This window comes from Asaia bogorensis (genome assembly GCF_900465345.1).
In the GTDB taxonomy this organism is placed as follows: Bacteria; Pseudomonadota; Alphaproteobacteria; order Acetobacterales; family Acetobacteraceae; genus Asaia; species Asaia bogorensis_A.
On record NZ_UEGO01000031.1, the window covers coordinates 178,530 to 200,148 of the forward strand.

The 21,619-nt window shown below is 60.5% G+C and carries 13 protein-coding genes; 5 read left to right on the forward strand and 8 right to left on the reverse strand.

The window, feature by feature from the left end:
* Window positions 1–169: 169 nt before the first annotated feature.
* Together ED655_RS11045 and ED655_RS11050 are read right to left on the reverse strand one after the other, a co-directional pair.
* On the reverse strand, window positions 170–685 hold the full coding sequence (locus ED655_RS11045) for a 2'-5' RNA ligase family protein (protein ID WP_122050195.1): 516 nt from the start codon (window positions 683–685) through the stop codon (window positions 170–172).
* 148 nt (window positions 686–833) lie between these two features.
* On the reverse strand, window positions 834–1,505 hold the full coding sequence (locus tag ED655_RS11050; protein ID WP_122050196.1) for a TetR/AcrR family transcriptional regulator: 672 nt from the start codon (window positions 1,503–1,505) through the stop codon (window positions 834–836).
* Between the two features lie 75 nt (window positions 1,506–1,580).
* Here ED655_RS11050 and ED655_RS11055 point away from each other — a divergent pair, with 75 nt between their 5' ends.
* Window positions 1,581–3,020 (forward strand): cytochrome P450, encoded by a 1,440-nt coding sequence (locus ED655_RS11055; protein ID WP_122050197.1) that lies wholly within the window; start codon window positions 1,581–1,583, stop codon window positions 3,018–3,020.
* 15 nt (window positions 3,021–3,035) lie between these two features.
* On the opposite strand, the gene ED655_RS11060 is transcribed toward ED655_RS11055, so the two are convergent.
* From ED655_RS11060 to ED655_RS11075, 4 genes are all read right to left on the reverse strand, one after another.
* On the reverse strand, window positions 3,036–3,902 hold the full coding sequence (locus ED655_RS11060) for an FkbM family methyltransferase (RefSeq protein ID WP_205836031.1): 867 nt from the start codon (window positions 3,900–3,902) through the stop codon (window positions 3,036–3,038).
* A 689-nt stretch (window positions 3,903–4,591) separates the two neighbouring features.
* Complete coding sequence (locus ED655_RS11065; RefSeq protein WP_122050198.1) at window positions 4,592–5,959, reverse strand: ABC1 kinase family protein; 1,368 nt, start codon at window positions 5,957–5,959, stop codon at window positions 4,592–4,594.
* A gap of 3 nt (window positions 5,960–5,962) precedes the next feature.
* Entirely contained in the window at window positions 5,963–7,774 is a 1,812-nt protein-coding gene (locus ED655_RS11070; protein ID WP_122050199.1) for a M3 family oligoendopeptidase, read from the reverse strand.
* Window positions 7,775–7,894: 120 nt separating this feature from the next.
* Window positions 7,895–9,343, reverse strand: coding sequence for an AMP nucleosidase (locus tag ED655_RS11075; RefSeq protein ID WP_240993630.1), 1,449 nt, complete (start codon window positions 9,341–9,343; stop codon window positions 7,895–7,897).
* A 244-nt stretch (window positions 9,344–9,587) separates the two neighbouring features.
* Between ED655_RS11075 and ED655_RS11080 the strand changes: the two genes are divergently transcribed.
* The 4 genes from ED655_RS11080 (at window position 9,588) to ED655_RS11095 (ending at window position 14,341) form a co-directional block, all read left to right on the forward strand.
* The gene (locus ED655_RS11080; protein ID WP_122050200.1) at window positions 9,588–9,911 is read left to right on the forward strand and encodes a DUF6525 family protein; all 324 of its coding nucleotides are present in this window, start codon (window positions 9,588–9,590) and stop codon (window positions 9,909–9,911) included.
* A 343-nt stretch (window positions 9,912–10,254) separates the two neighbouring features.
* On the forward strand, window positions 10,255–11,709 hold the full coding sequence (locus tag ED655_RS11085) for a hypothetical protein (protein ID WP_122050201.1): 1,455 nt from the start codon (window positions 10,255–10,257) through the stop codon (window positions 11,707–11,709).
* Window positions 11,706–12,899 (forward strand): HlyD family secretion protein, encoded by a 1,194-nt coding sequence (locus ED655_RS11090; RefSeq protein ID WP_122050202.1) that lies wholly within the window; start codon window positions 11,706–11,708, stop codon window positions 12,897–12,899. The genes ED655_RS11085 and ED655_RS11090 overlap by 4 nt, the downstream gene beginning before the upstream one ends.
* A complete protein-coding gene (locus ED655_RS11095) occupies window positions 12,896–14,341 on the forward strand; it encodes an efflux transporter outer membrane subunit (protein WP_122050203.1) in 1,446 nt (481 codons plus the stop codon). The genes ED655_RS11090 and ED655_RS11095 overlap by 4 nt, the downstream gene beginning before the upstream one ends.
* Window positions 14,342–14,411: 70 nt before the next feature.
* Here the strand turns inward: ED655_RS11095 and pbpC are convergent, their stop codons facing one another.
* Window positions 14,412–16,451, reverse strand: a complete 2,040-nt coding sequence (gene pbpC, locus ED655_RS11100) for a penicillin-binding protein 1C (protein WP_122050204.1) — start codon at window positions 16,449–16,451, stop codon at window positions 14,412–14,414.
* A complete protein-coding gene (locus ED655_RS11105) occupies window positions 16,448–21,499 on the reverse strand; it encodes an alpha-2-macroglobulin family protein (RefSeq protein ID WP_122050205.1) in 5,052 nt (1,683 codons plus the stop codon). The genes pbpC and ED655_RS11105 overlap by 4 nt, the downstream gene beginning before the upstream one ends.
* Between the last annotated feature and the right edge of the window lie 120 nt (window positions 21,500–21,619).

The window sequence follows — 21,619 nt, forward strand, 5'->3', positions numbered from 1 at the left end:
ATAGCCAAACGCCTCGTGAGGGATCATCCGGTTTTTATGCAGGGTGCCGCACCAGACCCGGTACCCCAGCCACCCCGAAGCGATAACGGTCTGTCGCCCTTCGGAATTGCCCCCTCGCAGGGCGGCAGGCGCGCCGCGATAGGATCGAAGCGTCTTTTCTGTCCCCCGCTCAGGCGGTGATGAACGCGAACCGCTCGAGCAACGTCCAGGGGCCGCCTTCATAGCGCCAGAGACGAAGAGCCACCGCGTGGCACCTAACCGGATGGGGGGCCGTCTGTAGGTCTGCAAGAAGCGCACGGGCCTGTTCCGGGGACACCTTGTTCTGAACTGTCAGATGGGGCCGCCATGATGCGGCATCCTGGCGGGTCAGGCGCTCTCTCCCGACCTCAGAGACGAGATCCTCACGCAGCCGGGCAAGATCCGGCGATTTCATTGCATAGGCCACACCGCGCCCCAGAAGGTAGGGTGCACCGATCGTGATCTCTGGTGCCTCACCCAACGTCGCCAGATTCGCGCCGATGAGGCCGCGACACGATGATGGCAGGGCGTGAAACAGGGTCACATGAGCAGGGACGATATTGCGGGCTGCTGGAAAATGCGTGCTGCGCATGTTCTGCGCCCAATCCTGCGTAGCCGGGTCGAATTCCAGCGTCAGGATAAGCGGTGCGTCATTCCCCTGATCCATGCGGCCTGCTCTCCTCACATGCGTGACGGTATCTAACCGTCAAGACGCGAAAGAGCGTGGCGGGGTTGCCCCCCAAGACAGGCCACATGCTGGCAGACCGCCCGCCAGCCCTCCTCGAGGCAGTCTAATCCTGGCCTCCATCGCTGTTTCACCCGTTGAAAGCGATCATATCCGGGTGCCTTGTCATGATCAGGCGCGCAAGCCAGGTGCGATAGGGAAAGACGAGCGCCATGATCTGGCTGAAACCCCATGAGAGATGGCTGTCATCTGGATCGCTAATGCCTGTCTGGTGGATGACGTAGCCAAGCCAGTAGCTCGATACGATGAAGATATTGGCGACGAGCGGCGGTATGGCGTCATCCTCAATCGATAATGCCCGAAGCCGCCTGAGTTCCAGGACAAGACCAGTGACCCGTGCCGAGAGATCGCGATTCAGGCTCATAGCGGCGTCCTGAATCTCGGGTGCAAGGCGGAATACCGCGTTACCGTCGCGCATCAGCGCCCGATAATGCCAGCTGAGCGCGCACCATTCGCGCAAAAGGCTGATGGCCTGTTCGATGGCAGCAATGAGTTCGGCGCGATTGAATTGTCGATGGATGAATGGCCTGGATGAGAAGATCTCCCGCGCATCAGTCTCAAACAGGGCAAACAGAGCCTGCACGATCTGGGCCTTTGTCTTGAAGTAATAATAGAGGTTTCCCTCATTGATGCCGCAGCGCTCTGCAAGCTCACGCGTGGTGAGGCGATCGAACCCGACTTCATTGGCAACGACGCGCGCCTCCTCAAGGATTCGTGATCGTGTGGAGGGACCTCGCGCCATATCTACGCTCGCTTTCTAAGGTGATCACCTTATATGGTTTAAGGTGTTAGCCTTAGATAACGGAGTCCATCCGCAATGTCATCCCTGCTCAACCCCGTCCGATCCCTGCCGAGCCAGATCAAGGCGCTGCACGCCACGATGAAAAACCCGGTGGAGGCCCTGCCCGAGGCGGTCTATCACGAGCGTATCGTCGAGCGTCGCCTGATGCGACAGCATATCGTTTATGTCTGCGCGCCAGACCTCATACGAGAAGCGCTCGTGACCCGCAGCCATGCACTCGACAAGGGCGAAGGGCTACGCCGTGCCATCGGGCCCGGGCTTGGGCAGGGCCTGCTGACGGCCGAGGGCAGCCATTGGCGCTGGCAGCGTCAGGCTCTTGCCCCGGTTTTCAGAGCCAACGCCACAGCTGCCTTCCTGCCTGCCATGACGCGGGCCACTCTTGGCTGTGTGCTTGATCTGGCCAGACAGGGCGGCGTGGTGGCCATCGAGCAGATCATGATGCGGCTTACGGGACGCATCATTATTGAGACGATGCTGTCTGACCCCGAAGCCGTCGATGCCGACGCCATGGCCGACGGTCTGGCGGTATTTCTTCATCAGACGCGATGGAGCCTCCTGGGCGACCTGCTTGGCACCCCCGAATGGATGCCCCATCCGGGCAAGGCACGCGGCCTTGCCGCCGCCTGTGCCTTGCGTCGTGAGGCGATGGCCCAGATCTCACGCCGCCGCGCGGCGATGACACGCGATACGCCGTCCGGATATTCGACGCGGGAAAGCGCCCCGCAAAGCGATGGAGCGTCACCCCTGCCCGATGATCTGCTTGCGCGGCTCCTTGCGGCGCGTGACCCCGAGACGGGCCGGATGATGAGCGATGAGGAGATCATCGATAATCTGCTGACGTTCCTTACAGCCGGTCATGAGACCACAGCGCTGGCGCTTGCCTGGACATTCGACCGTCTCGGTCGTCACCCCGAGATCGCACGCAGCGTGCAGGCGGAAATCGATGCCGTGCTGGGAACTGATGATGTGAAGAGCACTGGGGGCGATGCGCTTGCTATGGAGCAGGTCCAGCAGCTCACCCTCACACGTGCCGTACTGCGTGAATCCATGCGTCTGACGCCACCGGCACCGATGATCGTCCGTGAAGTGAGCGAGCCCTTCGAACTGGAGGGGGTGCAGCTTCATCGCGGCACTCGGCTGATTGTGCCTATCTGCGCCCTGCACCGGCACAGGAGCTTATGGTCGGCACCCGAGATTTTCGACCCATCGCGGTTCATGACGCAGGAGGATGGCAAGGAAAAACAGATCGACCGCTTTGCCTATCTGCCCTTCGGCGCGGGGCCACGAATCTGCATCGGGTCAGGCTTTGCCGAAACCGAGGCCCTTGTCGTGATGGCGCTCATGCTCCGTCATGTCACCCTCACCCCGATATTGCGCGAAACCCCACCCGGCAGGATGGAAATCACCATGCGACCGGCGTCCCCACTGCTCATGGCGGTGAAGACACGCGGGTAGCGGGATTGCCGATGCTCAGTGGCCGGCAGTCGCTGCGGGGACTTCAGAATGCTCGTCATCAGCTGTCTTGGATGCGAAAGGGTGGAATGATGCATCCACCAGTTCTGTCATCCCCTGCACCTGAACCTCAAACTCGCATGGCAGACACAGCATGTTGCATGACACTGTCCTACCGTAGATGTTGGCAGAATCTTGGCGAAAATTCCCTGGGTTGAAAAGCGGGACAAGGTGCCACCAGAGACGATAGCCTTCCGTCCAGAGATGTTCGACCAGGGCAGGAGATTGGGCTGGTCTGTCATTCTCGACATAGAGCACGGGGCGGCAGCGAGAAATAGTTTCGGAAGCCCCCTTGAGCGCCTCGAGTTCGAAACCTTCCACATCAATCTTCATGATCGTCACATGCTTGTCTTCGAGCATGCTGTCAGCCCTGATACAGGGAACCTTGACTTGACCCGCCTTGCTGTCACGGGTCATCGAGACGCCGCCAAAATTACCTAATCGCTTGTAATCAGGGCGATCAAACCCCACGGTTCCTCTCTCCGCACCGCATGCGAAGGGCCATGCAACGACATTATCCAGAGCATTCAGCGCGAGATTGGCACATAGATTCTGAAACAGAAAGGGCTGTGGTTCGAATACAACAACATCGGCACCAGTTTCTCGTGCAGACTTCGCCAGTCCTACGGTTTGACTCCCATTATTGCCACCGATTTCGACTACCGTCCCTCCCTCTCTCATGAAGAGACGCATGAGTTGCAGTTCGGCCTCTCCGTACTCTCCATAACGTAATAGCGCCTGGCCGATATAGTAGTCGCACTTGTTTGCAAGCATTGGCCCATATCGGCCTTCGGTCAATTCATATGGCGTCAGAGGCTTAACCATATTTGCGCTTCTTTCATCCTATTTTATACGCTGTGAGCAACGCAAATGCAGCCGTCACATCGTTAATCGGGGATACTCATACCGCACCCTCGTTAAATTTTTTATTTGAAAAACATGACAAACTTTGCAGTGATGGACGAGTTACGAAATTGTGAATGGTACAGGGCGATCGAAGGTTGGTTAAGAAATCTATCATTATCAAAGTATGTAAATAATACTGAGCATTTTATGGGTTGTAGATATTTCTATAATCAGTTTTCTATTTACTCATCACGCATCAGTAAAAATTCTTATTTCTACTTGATGTCATTATCGGACCGACGAATAGACTGGCGGAAAGCCGCGCGAGGCGTGGTCTCAGACTGCTCATAAATCAGAATGAGTGTCCGCTATGGAGGATAGACGTACCCCGGATCATACGAGCCAATTATCCGTATCCGAATTTTGCACTTGCAAGATCCGTATTATCCGCCGGCTCGCTCATATTGTTACTGCGAGGGTCAGGCCGAGCACCTGAAAACACATTTTGCGGTGCAGCCAGAAGCGAGCCGTCAAATGCATGACGACTGGCCTTTTCCTCGGGGTAGGCAGCCGTCAGACTCTATATCGGGACAATTGCCTATCTGAGCCTTTTTCCTGCCCCTCCAACGCAGAGACACTACGATGAAAGGTCAGGATAGGGAGCTATCTTACAAGCCTGCCAATGGGGGCGGAACACGTGCGGCTGCAAGGGCTACCTGCTGACGTTCGGCAAGGGCCACTTCATCAAAATCCGCAATCAGTTCCTGGAAAAGCTTGTGCCAGTTCAGCTTGGCGCGCAGACGAAGGAAAACGCTCCCCAGACCGATGGCAGAGCGATCGACCAGCACGAATTCACGTGACGGACGCACGCCGCCCGTGCGCTTGAGCCCTTCATAAACACGTTCGGCAATATCACGCCCGAAATTCGGGTCGTCATTTTCCTGAATGAAACGTTCGCGGTCATCCATCAGCGGGCCATAGATGAAACGCGCCCACTCGTTCAGCACCGAGGCTGTCTCGCGCGATAGCCCCTTGAAGCCCCAGGCCTCATAAGCTGCAAAGGCCATGTCCTCATCGTTGTCACGCAGCGCATTGAAGAGGTCGATGATGCCCTTGATGAAGTGAGGCGGGAAAATCCGTATCGCACCGAAATCGAGCAGGTTGAGCCCCCAATCGGGGCGAATGGTGAAATTGCCCATATGCGGGTCACCATGGATAATCCCGTAGCGATAGACCGGTGTGTACCATGCCTTGAACAGCGCAGTCGCAATGGCATTACGCTCTTCCTGGGTCGGGTTCGTATCCAGGATCTTCTGGATACCCCTGCCCGAGACCCACTCCATCGTCAGCAGGCGACGGGTGGAAAGCGCCTCGACAGGCAGTGGTACCGTGACCTCAGGAATATGCTGCAGCATGTCGCGATAGAGCCGCATATGCGAGGCTTCGCGCTCGTAATCGAGCTCCTCACGCAGGCGCTCTTCCAGCTCGCGCACGACTTCATCCTGTTTGATGGCTGGCAGGAATTGCTGCACGAGCCCGACCACCACCCTGAACTGACGCAGGTCAGATTCCACGGCAGCGTTCATATCGGGATATTGCAGCTTGCAGGCGACATCCTGCCCCTCTGCCGTTACCGCACGATGCACCTGCCCCAGACTGGCCGCCGCCATGGCCTGATGGGAGAAGGAGCGAAACTGCCGCTCCCAGTTCACACCGAGTTCAGTCACCATACGGCGGCGCACAAAGCTCCAGGCCATCGGCGGGGCATTGGCCTGCAGTTCTGCCAACTGATTAGCATATTCCTCAGGCAGGGCACCGGGGATGGTAGAGAGTATCTGCGCGCCCTTCATGAGCGGCCCCTTGAGCCCCCCAAGAGCCGCACGCAGGTCATTGGCATGAATGGCCTGATTGGATTTGAAGCCAAGCTTGTTGCCAATCACGCGCGTCGCGATACCCCCAACCGTGCCCGAGGCACGCGCCATGCGCTTGATTTCGCCAAACAGGCCAGTCTGATCCAGATCCTTGGGTGTGCTCATCGGTTAAGCGCTCTTGTCCTGTTTTTCCTGAGCCTCAAGCTCGTCAATGAAGCCGGAGATCACATCCAGACCCTTGCGCCAGAAACCGGGATCGGTCGCATCCAGACCGAAAGGCGCCAGCAATTCGGCATGGCGCTTTGTGCCCCCGGCTTCCAGCATCGCCACATAACGATCCTGAAACGCGGCTGTTCCACCCTGCTTGTCCTGTTCGCTCTGATAAACGCCATAGAGCGCATTCACCAGGCAATCCCCGAACGCATAGGCGTAAACATAAAACGGTGAGTGCACGAAATGCGGAACGTAAGACCAGTAGGCGTCATAATCGGGAGTGAACTCGAAAATCGGTCCAAGACTGCGCGTCTGCACCTCGCGCCAGATTTCGCCCAGACGCTCGGGAGACAGCTCGCCGTTACGACGCTCATCATGCACCTTTACCTCGAACTGGTAGAAGGCAATCTGGCGCACGACCGTATTGAGCATGTCCTCGACCTTGCCGGCCAGCATGCGGCGCCTGCGCGCGGGGTCGAGTTCCTCGTCCAGCAGGGCACGGAATGTCAGCATCTCGCCGAACACCGAGGCTGTTTCGGCAAGGGTGAGCGGGGTCGAAGATTGCAGATAACCCTGCTTCGCTGCGAGAAGCTGATGCGCGCCATGTCCCAACTCATGCGCCAGTGTCATAACGTCGCGCGTGCGACCATGATAATTGAGCAGCACGTAAGGATGGGTGTCCGGTGTGACCGGATGGGCAAAGGCACCGGATGACTTGCCCGGCACTGGCGGCACGTCGATCCAGTCATTCTCCATGAAGCGCCCCACGAGCGCACCAAGGCGCGGGTCAAAACGCTCATAGGCATCGCGCACGATGGTCTTGGCATCTTCCCACGGGATCAGCCTGTCTTCGTCACCGGGGAGCGGGGCGTTGCGGTCCCAGTGCTGCAGCTTGTCGAGGCCAAGCCATCCTGCCTTGAGACTGTAATAGCGATGTGCCAGTCGGGCGTAATCAGCGTCGACCGCCGAAACGAGCGCATCGACCACCTCATCCTCAACCATATTTGCCCGGTTGCGGCTCGATGAGGGACGCGGGAAGCCCCTGAGGCCATCCTCGATGGACTTGTCCTTGGCAAGTGTGTTGGTGATCAGCACCAGGAGGCGCTGATTGGCCCCCAGAGCGCGGCTCACCTCACCGGCTGCGATACGACGCTTCTCCCGATCGGGGCTCGATAACTGGTTGAGCGCGTCACCCAATGGGCGCTCCTCACCATCAAGCGTGACCGTCAGGGAGGCCATGGTCTCGTCAAAAAGCCGGTTCCACGAAGCCCTGCCCGTCACCGACTTCTCGACCAGTACCTGTTCCACCTCATCAGAAAGCTGATAGGGCCGCCATACACGCAGGTCACGCAGGAAGGGAGCCCAGCGGGCGAGCTCGGCATCCTCCAGCAGCTTTTCCAGATGGGTATCATCCAACCGGTTGAGCTCAAGCGTGAAGAACAGCAGATGCGATGAGATCGCCGTCAGACGCTCTGTCATGCCCTGTGAGAAGCGCCCTGTGGCCGGGTCGGTCGTTCGCGCCGCAAAGCCAAGTTGCGCGAAGGCACCCAAGCGGCCCATGCGCTGGTCGATCTGCTCATACGCTACGATGGCAGAGGCCAGATCGCTGGCACTCGCTTCAGCCAGCCTGCCTTTCAAGCGTTCGGCGAAAGCCTTTGCCTGTTCATCGCACCAGGCGAGATCGTGCTCAATGGAAGGGTCATCGAGGCCGGCATACAGATCCGAGAGATCCCAGCGGGGCAAGGTAGGGCTGTCGGCTTGGGCCATGTCGTCGGGTCCTTGTTATCTTTGTCTGTCTCATCCCATCTGGTGACGACCAGAGGGGACAGAAAGAGGGGTATTGCCCCTGCCGTGCAAGAGTGAACGTCGCGTCCGGTAAATGACGCCCTAGCGGAAAGCCGGTTCGTCAAAGCCGCGCAGCTTGCGCGAATGGAGACTATCCACCCCCCGCTCACGCAGCAGGCGCATGGTCTCGATCCCCACCATGAGGTGCTGGCTGACCCGCTCGCGATAGAACGCATTCGCCATTCCGCGCAGCTTCAGCTCGCCATGCAATGGCTTGTCGGACACACAAAGCAGCGTCCCATAGGGAACGCGAAACCGGAAGCCGTTGGCCGCAATGGTGGCGGATTCCATATCCACAGCGATGGATCGGCTCATATTGATCTGGGTGAAGAGCGCCCGCAAACGGAGCTCCCAGTTGCGGTTATCGGTCGTCATGACCGTACCTGTGCGAAGCCTGGTCTTGATCTCGCGCTCGTCCAGCCCTGTCACACGCGCCATCGCCTCCTGAAGCGCCACCTGCACCTCTGCAATCGGGGGGACGGGCACCCATGTCGGCAGGTCGTCGTCGAGCACATGGTCGTCGCGCACATAGCCATGCGCCAGCACGTAATCGCCCAGCAGCTGGGTGCGGCGCAGCCCGGCGCAATGGCCTACCATCAGCCAGCAATGAGGGCGCAGAACGGCCAGATGATCGGTGATTGTCTTGGCGTTGGAAGGGCCAACACCGATATTGATGAGCGTAATGCCATCACCATCCGGGCGGCAGAGATGATAGGCGGGCATTTGCGGCAAGGAGGCTGAAGGCTGCCCCGACATACCGGTCTTGCTGTAGATCGCATCGCCCGGCTCGACGAAAGCGCTGTATTCGCCGCCCGCATCGACCTGTGCACGGGCATAATCGCGAAAGCCATCGACATAGCGCTGATAATTCGTCAGTAGAATGAAGCGCTGGAAATGACGGGGCGCCGTGCCGGTATAGTGATGCAGGCGCGCAAGCGAATAATCCGTCCGCTCTGCGGTGAAAAGCGCCAGAGCCCTTGGCGCGTCGGGGTCCGGTATGATTTCGCAATTGGCAATGCGATCATCTGTCGCATGCAGATCCGGTAAGGCGTAATTATCCTGCAGGATCTTTAAATCACTCTCAGTGAGGCCAGTCACAGCCTCTTCCATGACATAGGGCAGCGGCATGGGGCGACGCGAAAGCCCGACATGCACAGGCTGTCGGTAACATTCGAGTAAGTTCTCGATCTGGGCACGCCAATAGCTGCGAAAGAGCGCAGGGCGCGTCAGGGTGGTGCCATAGAAGCCGGGCTCAAGCAGGACGCCAAAACGCGGCTTCACATCATGGGGGATCGATCCGCGCGCGAGAGAAAAAGCGAGATAGGGATAATAGGACTCCGCAGGCTCACGCGCCTCGAAGGCCTTGCGCAGCCGGGATGCCCCCTCGTCGTAAAGCGCTTCGATCCGGTCAAGCGCTGCCTCGGCATCATGAAACGGCATGAAGCCTGAACCGACCTGGTCGAACATGCCATCCTGATCCGATACGCTCATCCTGCATCCTTCCCGTTTTTCAGCCCGCTCTTGAGGGGGTTGCGATCAGGCTAGCCCGAACTGCAGAACGACGATAGACGCAGATATCGGTACGTTATAACATAACAGCATGAGCCATCACGATTCCGCCTCGCCTGCCGCTATCCGTTCTGCGAACGTGCAAAGCCGACTCACCCCCGGGGCTGCTGGAAGAAGATCGTCCAGACGCAAGGCGTCTTCAGATAATGACGGCACCTGCCGCAAAATGATCTGGCGCAGGCTGGAAGGCGATTCATGGGAGGCGTTCGATGCCCTGCCCCGCGCCATTCGCCTTCGGTTGACCGAACATGTCTATGATGCCTGGTCGGTCAATGCTCTGGCGCTATGGCGACACTACAAGAAAGTGCATGGTGCAACCGAAAGGGCTGAACGGGCCATGATCCGCTATCTCGATTACTGTGAGAGACTTGAGCAGCAAGCCTTCATCGAGCGCCACGGCGCCCTAGCCCATCAGGCGGCGGGTGCCACACCGTTACGCTATGAAGCCTCGCGCCAGAACGCGTTCGTCGGGAAACGAGAGGCACTCTGAACTGGTCGTTTATTTTCCAATGACTATGCCGGTTGCGTTTAATTAACGCCCATCACACCATTGTCACGCACTCGATCATGGACAGTCTGCCATATACTCGCACTGTCATGCGTTATTCAGCATTTTATTCCTCTATCCGATTGAAAATTGATGAGGGTTTTCTGTACGAAGGCGTGCGTCCCCTGCAATCTTACTGCGTGAGGCCGCAGGATCGAGAGGGCTTGATCTTCTGAGCAATACCCAATCGACCGCCGGACTGGAGCGCCCCCCTCTTCTGGGTGCTCCCTATATCGCTCATCATCCTATGTGGCGGCGGGTTCTCTATGCCTGCATGGGTGTTTTCATGCCCATCATCGCCTCAACCCAGAATGCGCTTATCTCGGGCAATCTCGGGAGTGCCGCCGGTGAGGCGGGGCTGACCACAGCCGAAGCGGAATGGCTGATTGCGGCCTTTGTGGGGGCAGCGGCCTTCGCCAATCTGGTCGTCATCAAGGGACGCCAGCAATTCGGCGTCATGTTCTTTCTCATCACCCTGCTCGGGGTGAATGTGGCGACCGGACTGCTGCTGATCGCCGCCCCATGTTTCGCGACACTGATCATCAACCGTGCCAGCAACGGGTTGATGGTTTCGACCAGTGTGGCGGGCGGCGTCTACTACCTCATACAGGCGCTGCCGAAATCGCATCGCGTCATGGCCATTGCCATTGCCATCGCCTCGTTGCAGATTGCCAATCCACTGGCGGCATTGATACCTGTCGAAACATTGACCCGGGCGGGCAACCATGGATTTGCCTGCCTCGCTACGGCATGCGCGGCCCTGCAACTTGCTCTTGTGCTGCTTCTTCCCTTGCCAAAGACCAATATGGGTCGTGTCTTCGAGAAAATGGATGGCGTATCGGCGCTGCTCATGTGCGGCATGTCCGTCTGTCTGGCATCATTCCTGACCTTCGGTCGGACCATGTGGTGGACCGATACGCCCTGGATCGGGTGGCTGCTTGTCGGCACGATCGGGTTCAGCGCGACGGCACTTGGGGTAGAGCTCTGCCGTACACGCCCCCTCCTGCAGATTGACTGGCTAAGCACCGGCACGATCCTGCGTTTTGCGCTTGTCGCGATCATGGAACGGCTTCTGTTATCCGAACAGAATACTGGCGCAATCGGATTGCTGGGGCATGCTGGGCTGCTCAATGACCAGTATCATACACTTTATCTGCTGGTGATCCTCGGCATGGTGGCAGGCCTGACTGTCATGGGGCTCACCCTTTCGGCCCGGGCCATACCTTATCAATGCATCGTGGCCCTGCTCGCAATTGCGTTTGCTGCCTGGCTCGATTCAGGCAGCAATGGCCTGACACGCCCCATGAACATGTACCTCTCCCAGATGCTACTTGGATTTGGAACCACGCTCTTCGTCGGCCCGGCGCTGCTCTATGGTGTCATTCTGGTGCTCAAATCGGATACGAGCCATTTCATCTCGACCATCTATGTCTTTGCCATCACGCAAAGCATCGGCAGCGTCACCGGGGCGGCCCTGCTCGGCAGCATCCAGTATTATTACGAACGCTACGCCCTGACCGGATTCAGCTCACGTCTTGCTGACACAGCCAGCCTCTCCCTCGCCACGACGGGTCGTGGCCTTAGTGGCGTTTCCAGCACCCTTTCCGATCAATCCGCCATCATGGGGTATCTGAACCTGTTCGGTTTCGTTGCCACCCTGGCGCTTGGCGCCGCCATTCTGATCGGTCTCTTCCTCATCGGGCGGCATCTCATGCATCTGGCAAGCAAGCGCACTTCATGACCGACACGAATGCCTCTCCCCCTGATCAGCACGCCCCTCCTCCCGGCAAGCCGGCCCCTGCGACCGACAAACCGGCGACGATCTGGCATCCGCCGCGTCGGAATATCAAGGTACTGAGCCTGGTGGCACTGCTGGCCTGCATTGCCATCACCTGTGTGCTGGCAACCTTCGACCTTGCCCCTTTCAGGACCAATGGTGTGAGCACGGATGATGCCTATGTGCAGGGCCATGTCACCATCGTGGCGCCTGAAGTGCCGGGTTATATCGAGGGGGTTTTCGTGACCGACTTCGCCCCGGTGCATAAGGGACAGCTTCTGGTGCAGATTGACGAAAGCACCTATCGCGCCCGCGTGGCACAGTCCGAAGCCGATCTTGCAAGCAGGCAGGCCGCGCTGGACAATAACAGACAGAACCAGGCCTCGGCCCGTGCCCGGCTCGACCAGCGTCAGGCGGCCCTGATGACGGCACAGGCCCACCTGACCCGCAGCACGGCGGATCATCGGCGACAAGCGGCCCTCGTGGGCGATCAGAGCGTGTCGCGTGTGGAATATGATTCCGGCCTCGATGCCCTGCGTTCCGACCAGGCGGCACTGCGTCAGGCCCAGGCCGATATCCGTGCCGCACAGGCCGATGTGAAGGCGGCGGATGTGCAGGAAGCAGTTCTCAGCGCGCAGGTTCGTCAGGCTGCCGCAACCCTTGACTCGGCGCGCATCGACCTCGGTCGCACCCATATACGCGCAGCCAGTGATGGGGTAATTGGCCGCACGGGCGGCACGCATATTGGCGCCTATGTGGGGGCAGGCACCGCGCTCTTCTCTCTGGTCCCCCATGAGCGCTGGGTGGTTGCCGAGTACAAGGAAGCCCAGACTGGCAATATCCGCATCGGTCAGGCAGCCTCTTTCACCGTGGACGGCCTGAACGGGCAGAAATTCACAGGACGGGTTTTCCGTATCGCCCCGGCGACGGGCTCAGAATTTGCAGTCGTCAAACCGGATAATGCGACGGGCAATTTCGTGAAAATTCCCCAGCGTATCGGCATCTATATTGCCGTTGACCCGAACCAGCCCAACGCCGATCGCCTTGCTCCGGGCATGTCGGTCGAATCCTACGTCGCCACGCCGCCTCAGTCGTCTTCGGATAGCGCCCGGCCCACGGCTGACAACGGCACAGCGGGAACCCAGACGCCATGAAAACTGGTTATGGCTCGCGGCGATACTATCCCGCCAAAATCCTGACCGGGCTGTGCCTTTTATCGCTCAGTGCGACGGGGTGTCAGGAGGGGGATTTCAACCTGCCGAAAGGCTCTGCCGTGGTGGCACCGGCACAATGGCGGAAGGGTGACCAGGCAGCGGTGCACACGAAGCTCGACCCGCAATGGTGGGGACAGTTCGGCGACCCTGTTCTGGTGGCTCTTGTCGCCCATGCGCTGGACAACAACCCAGATCTCGCTCTAGCGGCTGAAAATGTCATGCAGGCGCGTGCACAAATGCGCCTCGCCCTCAGTGCCCAGCTTCCCCATATCGATGGTCAGGCTCTTGGTATCGGCAATAGCCGCCTCTTCGGATCGAATTTCAGCCAGTATATTCTTGGCGGTGGCCTGACATTCGATTTCGATCTGTTCGGCAAGCTGCGCGAGCAGACCCGTGCGGCCCGGATCCAGACCCTTGCCAGCGCTGCGAACAGGGAAGCCGTCCGTCTGGCACTGATCGGCGATACGGTACGTGCCTATGTGTCACTTCAGGCCTCGCGCACGGCGCTGGAAGTGCTGCAACGCACATTGATCGTTCGGCAGAATGAACTGGTCCGCGTGCGCCACCAGCTTGCCACCGGCTATGAGAAAACCAGCACCTTCGATCAGGCGAGCGCTCTGGTCAGCGACGCCCAATCCCAGATCGAGTCGACCCGCCTGCAGATTTCACAGCAGGAGAACGCCCTTGCCGTGCTTTTGGGCGAAATGCCCAGTGACGAGATGGCGCGTCTGACGCAAGGCAAACCGCTCGCCGCACTCACGCTCCCTTCAGCGGTAACCCCCGTTCCGGCGCGTCTGCTCGCCAACCGGCCTGATCTTATTGCGGCAGCAGACCAGATCATCGCAGCCGATCACTCCCTGCGCTCCGCCCGTGCCGCCTTTTTGCCCGATATCAGCATCAATCCCGGCATCGGGACGGCGGGGGGCACAACCCCCATCTCGGGCACGATCTGGTCTCTGGGCGGTAGCATGCTGGCGCCTATTTTCGAGGGCGGCGCTCTGCGCGCCCGCGAAAGCATGGCAGTATCGCAGCGCAACCAGGCCGCATGGAGCTACCGCAAGGTGGCGGTTCAGGCATTTCGCGAGGTGCAGGATGCCCTTACTGGCGTAACCCGACTGGCGGCACAGGAAGAGAGTCTGCAACGCAGCCTTGAGGCACGACGCCACACCCTTGAGGATGCCCGCAAGGAACTCGCGACCGGCTATGTCAATTATTTCGATGTCGCCAATGCCGAAACCGCAGCCTTGTCAGCCGAGCTTCAGACTGTTCAGATCAGGGCATCGAGACTGGCCGAAATCGCCACGCTTTATCAGGCAGCAGGCGGCGGCTGGACTCCGCCCAAGGATGTGCGCCCCCTGCCCGCTCATGGCGACAGGTCTTGAACGCGGATAGTCCATGACAATCGAAAAGCGCGCAGTCTTAAAAAAGGGCGCCAGTGCTTCTGCTTGGCGTTCAACGGACCCTGATATCCACCGCACTGCCCGCACCGGTGGCATCTACAAGGGCAATATGAACGAAGCCGGGGCTGTCCGGCTTCCATGACGGCGTGATCCCGACCGGTGTGTCGAGTGGTACGCCATTGATGAGCCAGCGATAGGGTTCCGTTCCCCCGCTGGCCACCAACCCCAACGGGGTGACCTGACCATCCTCGGCGAAGCACTCCACCACGCCTCCGTTGCCCGGCTGCACGATACGCGGCCCTGCATTGTCACGCGCCCTCACCAGAGCGGGCGACAGCGAGGCAGCGGGGGCCATGGCGTCCGGGTCTTCACCCCCGTCAGGAGGCAGGATGTCGAAAACATTCATGAGCAACGGTGCGCTGGTCCCGAGCCCGGTAATTCCGGGTACGGCGGTACCGTCGGGCCGTCCGCCCCAGACCACGACAATCCAATCCCCCCTCACCCCGACAGCCCAAGCATCGCGCTGCCCGTATGAGGTGCCTGTCTTGAAGGCCACGCGCTGGTCCTGCGTGTCGATGCGTCCTTTAGGCAACGGCGTGCCGCGCAGGATGGACATAATCTGATGGGCAGCATGACCGCCGATCATTCTCATCCCCTCAGAAGGCGCGACGGGCCAGTCCAGTCCGACCGGACGTGACATGCCGTGATTGGCAAAGATGGCGTAGAGCCGCGCCAGATCGAGCGGCGTGATGCCAACACCCCCCAGTGCGAGGGCCAGACTCGGCGGTGTCGCCGGAGGAAGTTTCAGCCTTATGCCGGCGGCATCGAGCGTTCCGGCAAAATAGGACGCGCCGATCATGTCGAGCGCCCTCACGGCTGGCAGATTATACGACCGTTGCAGGGCATTGCGTATGGTGGTCGTACCATGAAAGACGCGGTCGTAATTGCGTGGCGCGTAGCCGCCAAAGCGCGTGGCGCGATCCTGTATGAGCGTATCGGGCGCCAGATAGCCCAGCTGAAAGGCGAGCGCATAGATTGCGGGCTTGAGTGTCGACCCCGGTGAGCGCCATGAGGTGATCATATCCGCAGCGCAGCCCGAGCAGGCATTGCCGGCATTGCCTTGCCATGCCGCGATACCCCCGTCGCGCTGCGCCACCAGAACAGCCCATGTGCCCCCTTCCGGCGGGGGTGTCTGGCGCAGGATACGCGCGAGATTGCTCTGGATACGCCGGTCGAGCGACGCCTGATAGACGTTGCGCGTCCCCTGCCGCCACTGCCAGGTCAACGCACCCTGCGCCTCATGAGCAATTCCGGCGGGTATCACGGCGAAGGGCGTTGCCTCCCCTGCGGTGCGCAGGGATGGATGGTCCACAAGCAGGGCTGCAACGGCCCTGTGCGCCGCCTGCGGATGACGGTCGGGGCGCAGGGCTTCCGGATGACGGGCCATCACGATCAGAAGGGCCGCCTCCTCATCGCTCAGATGCAGGGGCTCATGCCCGAACCAGAGGAGCGACGCCGCGCGTATGCCCTCGATGTTCCGGCTTTCCGGCGCGAGTGTCAGATAGAGATCCAGAACACCCCGATGCCCGTAGCGCCATTCAAGCTGAAGCGCCCGCGCCATATCCTGAATCTTGCCGCGCCAGCTGTGGCGATGCGGGCTGAGCAGCCGGGCCGTCTGCATGGCCAGGGTCGAGCCGCCCGAGACGATATGGCCGCGGGTGGTGAGCTGATAACCCGCCCGCAACAGCGACAGGGGATCAATTCCCGGGTGCAGCCAGAAACGCCTGTCCTCGATCGCGAGCAGCATGGCGCGATAATGCGGATCGACCGATGCGGCCGGTGTGGCGAAACGCCATGCGCCATCGCGGCTCACTCGTCCGTCCATTACCTCGCCACGCCTGTCCTGCATCAGCAGGGCGAAGGCGCGGGCACGCGACATATCGGGCGGAAAAAGTCTGTCTGCCCCCCAGAGCAGCGCCACCGTCAGGGTGACACAACCCAGAAGGGCGCAGACCATCCGGCCTGACCGGGACAGACGGCGCGTCGGACGAGGCGCCGGACTAACCGCCGGTATCTCGCGCCCTTCGTTCATCGTGGGGCAATGACAATCCGGCTCGAAGCACTGCGCGCCATTACTGACGGGCTGAAACGGTCCTTCACCATTGTTTCAGGGCGCAGAAACTGCCCCGGCGCCACGGCGCGCACGATATAGGCCAGACGAAAGGCATTCGAAGCCAGCAGATTGGCATCGCTCGGGCGATAGGATCCGCCAGCGATATCGAAAGCGACCGTCAGACGATCATCCCTGATCGCGACATGATGCGGCACGGTGAGTTCACCCAACGAGGCAAACATGGAGCCACCCGATTGAGAAGCCTCGCGCCCGTCGTCATCGTCGGTTCCCTCATCACCGTCCCGGTCACGACCCATGCCATGCCCGTGTGCCTGCACAAGGCTCTCGATTTCCCAGCCTGCCGGAAGCAGATCGGTCAGAAGACAGTGATGCGCGTTCCGGTCCTGCGCCTCACCCTGCACCAGCACGATGAACCGGTCATTCTGGTGCCCCTGGCCAGGATCGTACGGGTCGCCGCTCATGGTCAGCATGGACACACGAAGCGTCATTCCCGCGTTGACTGGGTCCGGCGCCTCTCGCGGGGTGCCCGTCACGGTTTCGGTCAGCCAGAGTGGGGTCGTGCCGGTATTGGTCAGGCGATAACCCTGCAGTGCCGATGGTTCGGGCGCGAGGGCAACAGGCATGGCGATGGGGCGGGGCATCTCCTTGCCGTTGACGGCAATCCCGCGCGCCGGGTCGGGGCGTTCCATGGCGCGGGCCGCCTCGAGCATTGCTGTTGTGGTCTCGGCAGGCAGTGACGAGAGCGAGACGTCGAGCTGGCCGAAGCGATCGGTCAGTTTCTGCGCAAGCCCCTTGTTGCCACTCTCTGCCGCCAGCGGCACGAGACCGCCGAGATCACGCAGATAGATCCAGTAGAACGGATCGGAAGCCGCCGGACGACCCGAGCGGACCGGGCCAAGGGCATCGACCGCCATCCCGAACAGCGTGTTGCTCATGCCACGCTCATTCCCCAGCGAGAGCCCACCGGCGAGATGTCCAAGCGCCAGCGCATCGGCGAAAGCCGCGTTGGCTGCCGTATCACCCCAATAGATGCGCGATACGCCATTGCTTGTCCGTGCCGTCGTACGGTCACCCAGCGCACGCAGGGCCCCGATATCCAGCCTTCCCGCCCGGGCGAGGACATAGAGCGCATAAGCGCGTGTCTCAGGCGTGACCGCGCCTTCGCTATTGCGTTCATCCCGGCTCGCATCCCCGGGGCTCTGGGCCTGGGAGGTCTCCAGCCAGTCCAGCGCACGATCGAGCGCAGGCGCAGGCACCCCGTATCCAGCCTCTTTGGCATGGACGAGAAAATCGACCACATAAAGCTGCTCCCAGGGGAACAAGCGGCCGTCATTCAGTCGCCATGAGCCAAAACGCCCACCGGCATCCTCGCGATCAACGAGCATGGCAATGGCACTGTTGATCCGTTTATCCGCCCCTTCGGGTACGGTCAGCCGTGCCAGTTCATCATGCCCCTTGAAGGCCAGAAGCCCGCGTGCCGAGGCTGCAAGCGATACGCTGTCAGTCCCATATCCGGCCTCGAGCGTCTGAAGCAGGCCGATCGTGTCAATCCCGTGCACCCCGGAATAGCCCAGCGTCACGTGCGAGCTGCCGGGCTCGAACGGTGCCAGCAGATCGGCCGAAGCCTCGTAGCTTTCACCGGGTGCCTGCGGCTTGACCACCGAGCGGGTGAAGGGCAGATGGCCCGGCCTGACCTGAAGATCCCAGCCTCGTGTCAGCACCGGCCGACCGGCCTTGTCCTGCACCCTGATCGTCATATGGGCGATGCCCGAGTCACCGGCCTGCAAACCGGCACGAAACGACTGGCGTCCGCCCTTGGCGAGATTGGCTTCGAAATGCCCGGCCCCCGTAATGCGGATCGGCCCTGTGGCGCTCAGGGTTGCCGTATAACGTCCAGCCTCGCCTTCGGTATTGACGATCGAGACCAGACTGTCGGTCACGTCACCCGGCGCCAGGAAACGCGGCAGGGTAAGATCGGCAAAGACCGGGTCACGAACGAGCACGTCGGATTCCGCAGTGCCCAGGGCGTCGTCCGACCAGGCCGTGACCATCAGATGCAACGTGCCCTCGAAATCGGGAATATCCAGCGGTATGACCGCATGACCCGAATCATCCGTGGTAATTACGCCCGAGAACAGCGAGACGATACGGGTGGACGTGACAGAAAGCCCGCCCCCGCCATCGCCGCCCTCATCACCACCTTCGCGAATCTCGCCGCCCTGTCCGACCGGAGTCATGAGATGCGCGTAGCTGTCGCGTATATCGAGCGCGAAGGCGCGGCGCCCATAAACCAGATCGAACGCATCTGGCAGCTTCCACTGCGTCAAGGCGAGAATACCCTGGTCCACCGCCGAGACCACCAGATGAACCTTCTTACCCCCCGTGATGGTCAGGGGAAGCACTGCGTGACCCTGCGGCCTCAGCACAGCCGGTGCATCGAGTGCAATTTTGAGGTGATGCGCCGACTGGTCCAGACCGATATAGCCAAGCCCCACCGCCCGTGACGGCTCATGCGGACGCGCAGGCGTATCGAGCGGTCGATAGGCTGTAACGAGCACATAGGCGCCACCGGGCCAGCCCGCTTCCGCTTTCACCGGGATATCCAGTCCGCCTTTGGGCAGGGTGACCGTTTTCGTGCTCTCGACCTTGTCTGTCGCGATCACAATCTGTGCTTCGCCTGCAAAGGGCGCCTGCACATGCACAATGGTTTCACCACCCACCGGCAGGATCTTGTCGCGCACGGTCAGGCTCAGGCGATCAGGCGCATTGGGTTTTTCGGTGGAATCCGACCACCAGCCTGTCACGAAGCGGGATGAACTTGCTGCGTTGCTTTGCGGGTCACTCAGGATGACGCGATAGCGTCCGCCATCCAGTTCGGTCGCGAAATGCGCCCGCCCCGAGGTATCTGTTGTCAGCGTGCCATTCTGGAGCGGCTCATCAATGACATGACGAATGAAGTGCCAACCTTGGCTGTTCCTGATCCAGTCATAGGTCTCGTTTTCACGCACGATTGTCCATTTGAGGACGTGATTGGCCAATGGCTTGTTGTCGGGATTGAGCGCGATCACATCAACGGGGACTGAGCGGGTCTCCAGTTCCCCCCCGCTTGCAGGTGGGGTGACACGCACGCCGATCAGCGGCCTGTCGCGACGGATAGGCAGCGTCAGGATCTTGCTGACACTGCGCCCGGCAGGATCGAACAGGCTGAGGCGGATTTCTGCCTTGAGCGGCAGTGTGAGCCCATTCGGGATTTCGGGCAGGACGCTCAGCGCGGCGTGGCCTGAAGCATCCGTGTCGGGTACTGCAAGGCTCTGCTGGTCAGGGCTGAAATTCTGGGTCTGCAACCCGAACACGAAGCCTTTCGCCTCTGCGACGGGGGTCTCATCACGCATGACACGCAGGACGCCCTCCCCCCTCAGATGCGCAGCCGGGGCGCCGTAGAGATAGCGCCCTTCAACCGCGATGCCGAGCTTCTGCCCCTCGGTAATGAAAGGGCTGGCCGGGGTGGCATCGACCGCGATGGTCTGGGGGACGAAATCCTGCACCAGAACCGAGGCGCGTCCCACGGGCGGTGACGTGGGATCGACATAGGCCTCAAGCGTCCAGTTTCCTGCTGCGGCTGCGGCCGAGAGGGCGAGGCTGGTGACAAGGCCACCAGAGGCTTGTGGTTTCAGGTGAAGGGTCTGCGCCTTCACGCCATCGGGTCGACGCAGGACGAGGTCGAGCGGCAGATCCGGCAGCGCACGACCCTGCGCATCGCGCAGGATCAGGGTCGTATTGATGGTCTCGCCGGGACGGTAGATTCCGCGATCAGTCGCGATCACCGCCTGTTGCGGCCCCGGTGCCTTATGCCCTTCAGCCCCGCGGTCGGAAAAATCGAACCACGCCTGTGTGAGGGAGGACGTCGCGTAATCTCCGGACGGGCTCATGGCGATGAGCGAGACCGGCTGATCCGCCCCCTTGCCCTTTATCAGCCCAACCGGAAATGCAACCCCGCCCGTTGCATCGCTGACCGCCTGACCAAGGTCATCCCCCCCTTGGGACACGAGCCGTATCGAGACACCCTTCATGGGCAGAGCCGTCGATAGCGCTCTGGCGAAGACATGCAGGCCGTCCGCACCACGCATGGTGGTGAGCGCCATGTCACTCACATTCACCCAATGAGCGGCGATAGGGAGGCTCTCAGTCTCATCATAGCTGTCACTGGTACGCGGCGGGGTGTGAGGCGCAGCGATACGGCTATCGCTCTTGGGTGTGCGCGCGGTTTCAGCCGTGACGAGGTAAAGCCCGGGCTTCTTGCCCGCAATCACACGCGCAATTGGAAAGGCAGTGACGGTCGTGGCATTGCGCGTGCCCGGCGTATCCATCGTCCCGGTCCAGATCTGGCTCAAACGTTTTTCGCGCAGATTGTTGAACTCATAGCCTTCGAGCGAGGTGACGCCCGTATCGACGCGAGGATAACTCTCATCGCTGGTCATGCTCTGCGTCGCTGTAGGCGACAAACGCCATACGCTCACACGCACACGCTCGATATTGACGGTTCGCACATCAAGGCCGGCCACGCTGTGACGGGGCAGGATAAAGCCCTCACCTGCAAGACTGAGGCTTGGTGTCCGGTCACCTGTCGCCATGCTGACCACCACCGGATCAGCCAGCACATTGCCGCGCGCATCATGCATGCCGCTGGTGAGCGTAACGTTATATCGGGTGGCCCAGGCCAGACCACCAAGGCACAGATCGCGGTTGCGCAGCGAGATTTCAGGCCTCAGGCTGGGCGTGATCTGCACATGATCGGCATAATGTGGGCCTGCCCGGCTATCGAGCGGCGCAGCAAAGCGCAGACAGAACTCCGGGCTTTTACCCCCGGTATTGAGCAGACTGCGCTGAAACTGCATGGGCGCGGCAAACGCGGCCCCCGTGGCCAGAACGCTGATGAGCACCGAACCGAGAAGCGGCGCGCAAAGCACTGCGACCCTTGCAGGGATACCGGGAAATTTCCGCGTCATGGACCACGCCTCTTTGTCTGACCTTCGGCGTTTTTGATGAACCCGACAGGAAAGAAAGGCAAGTAACCAGTGCCTGCATTATTTGAAATCTGGCGATCGTCAGGCGCCACAGGCTAGCGA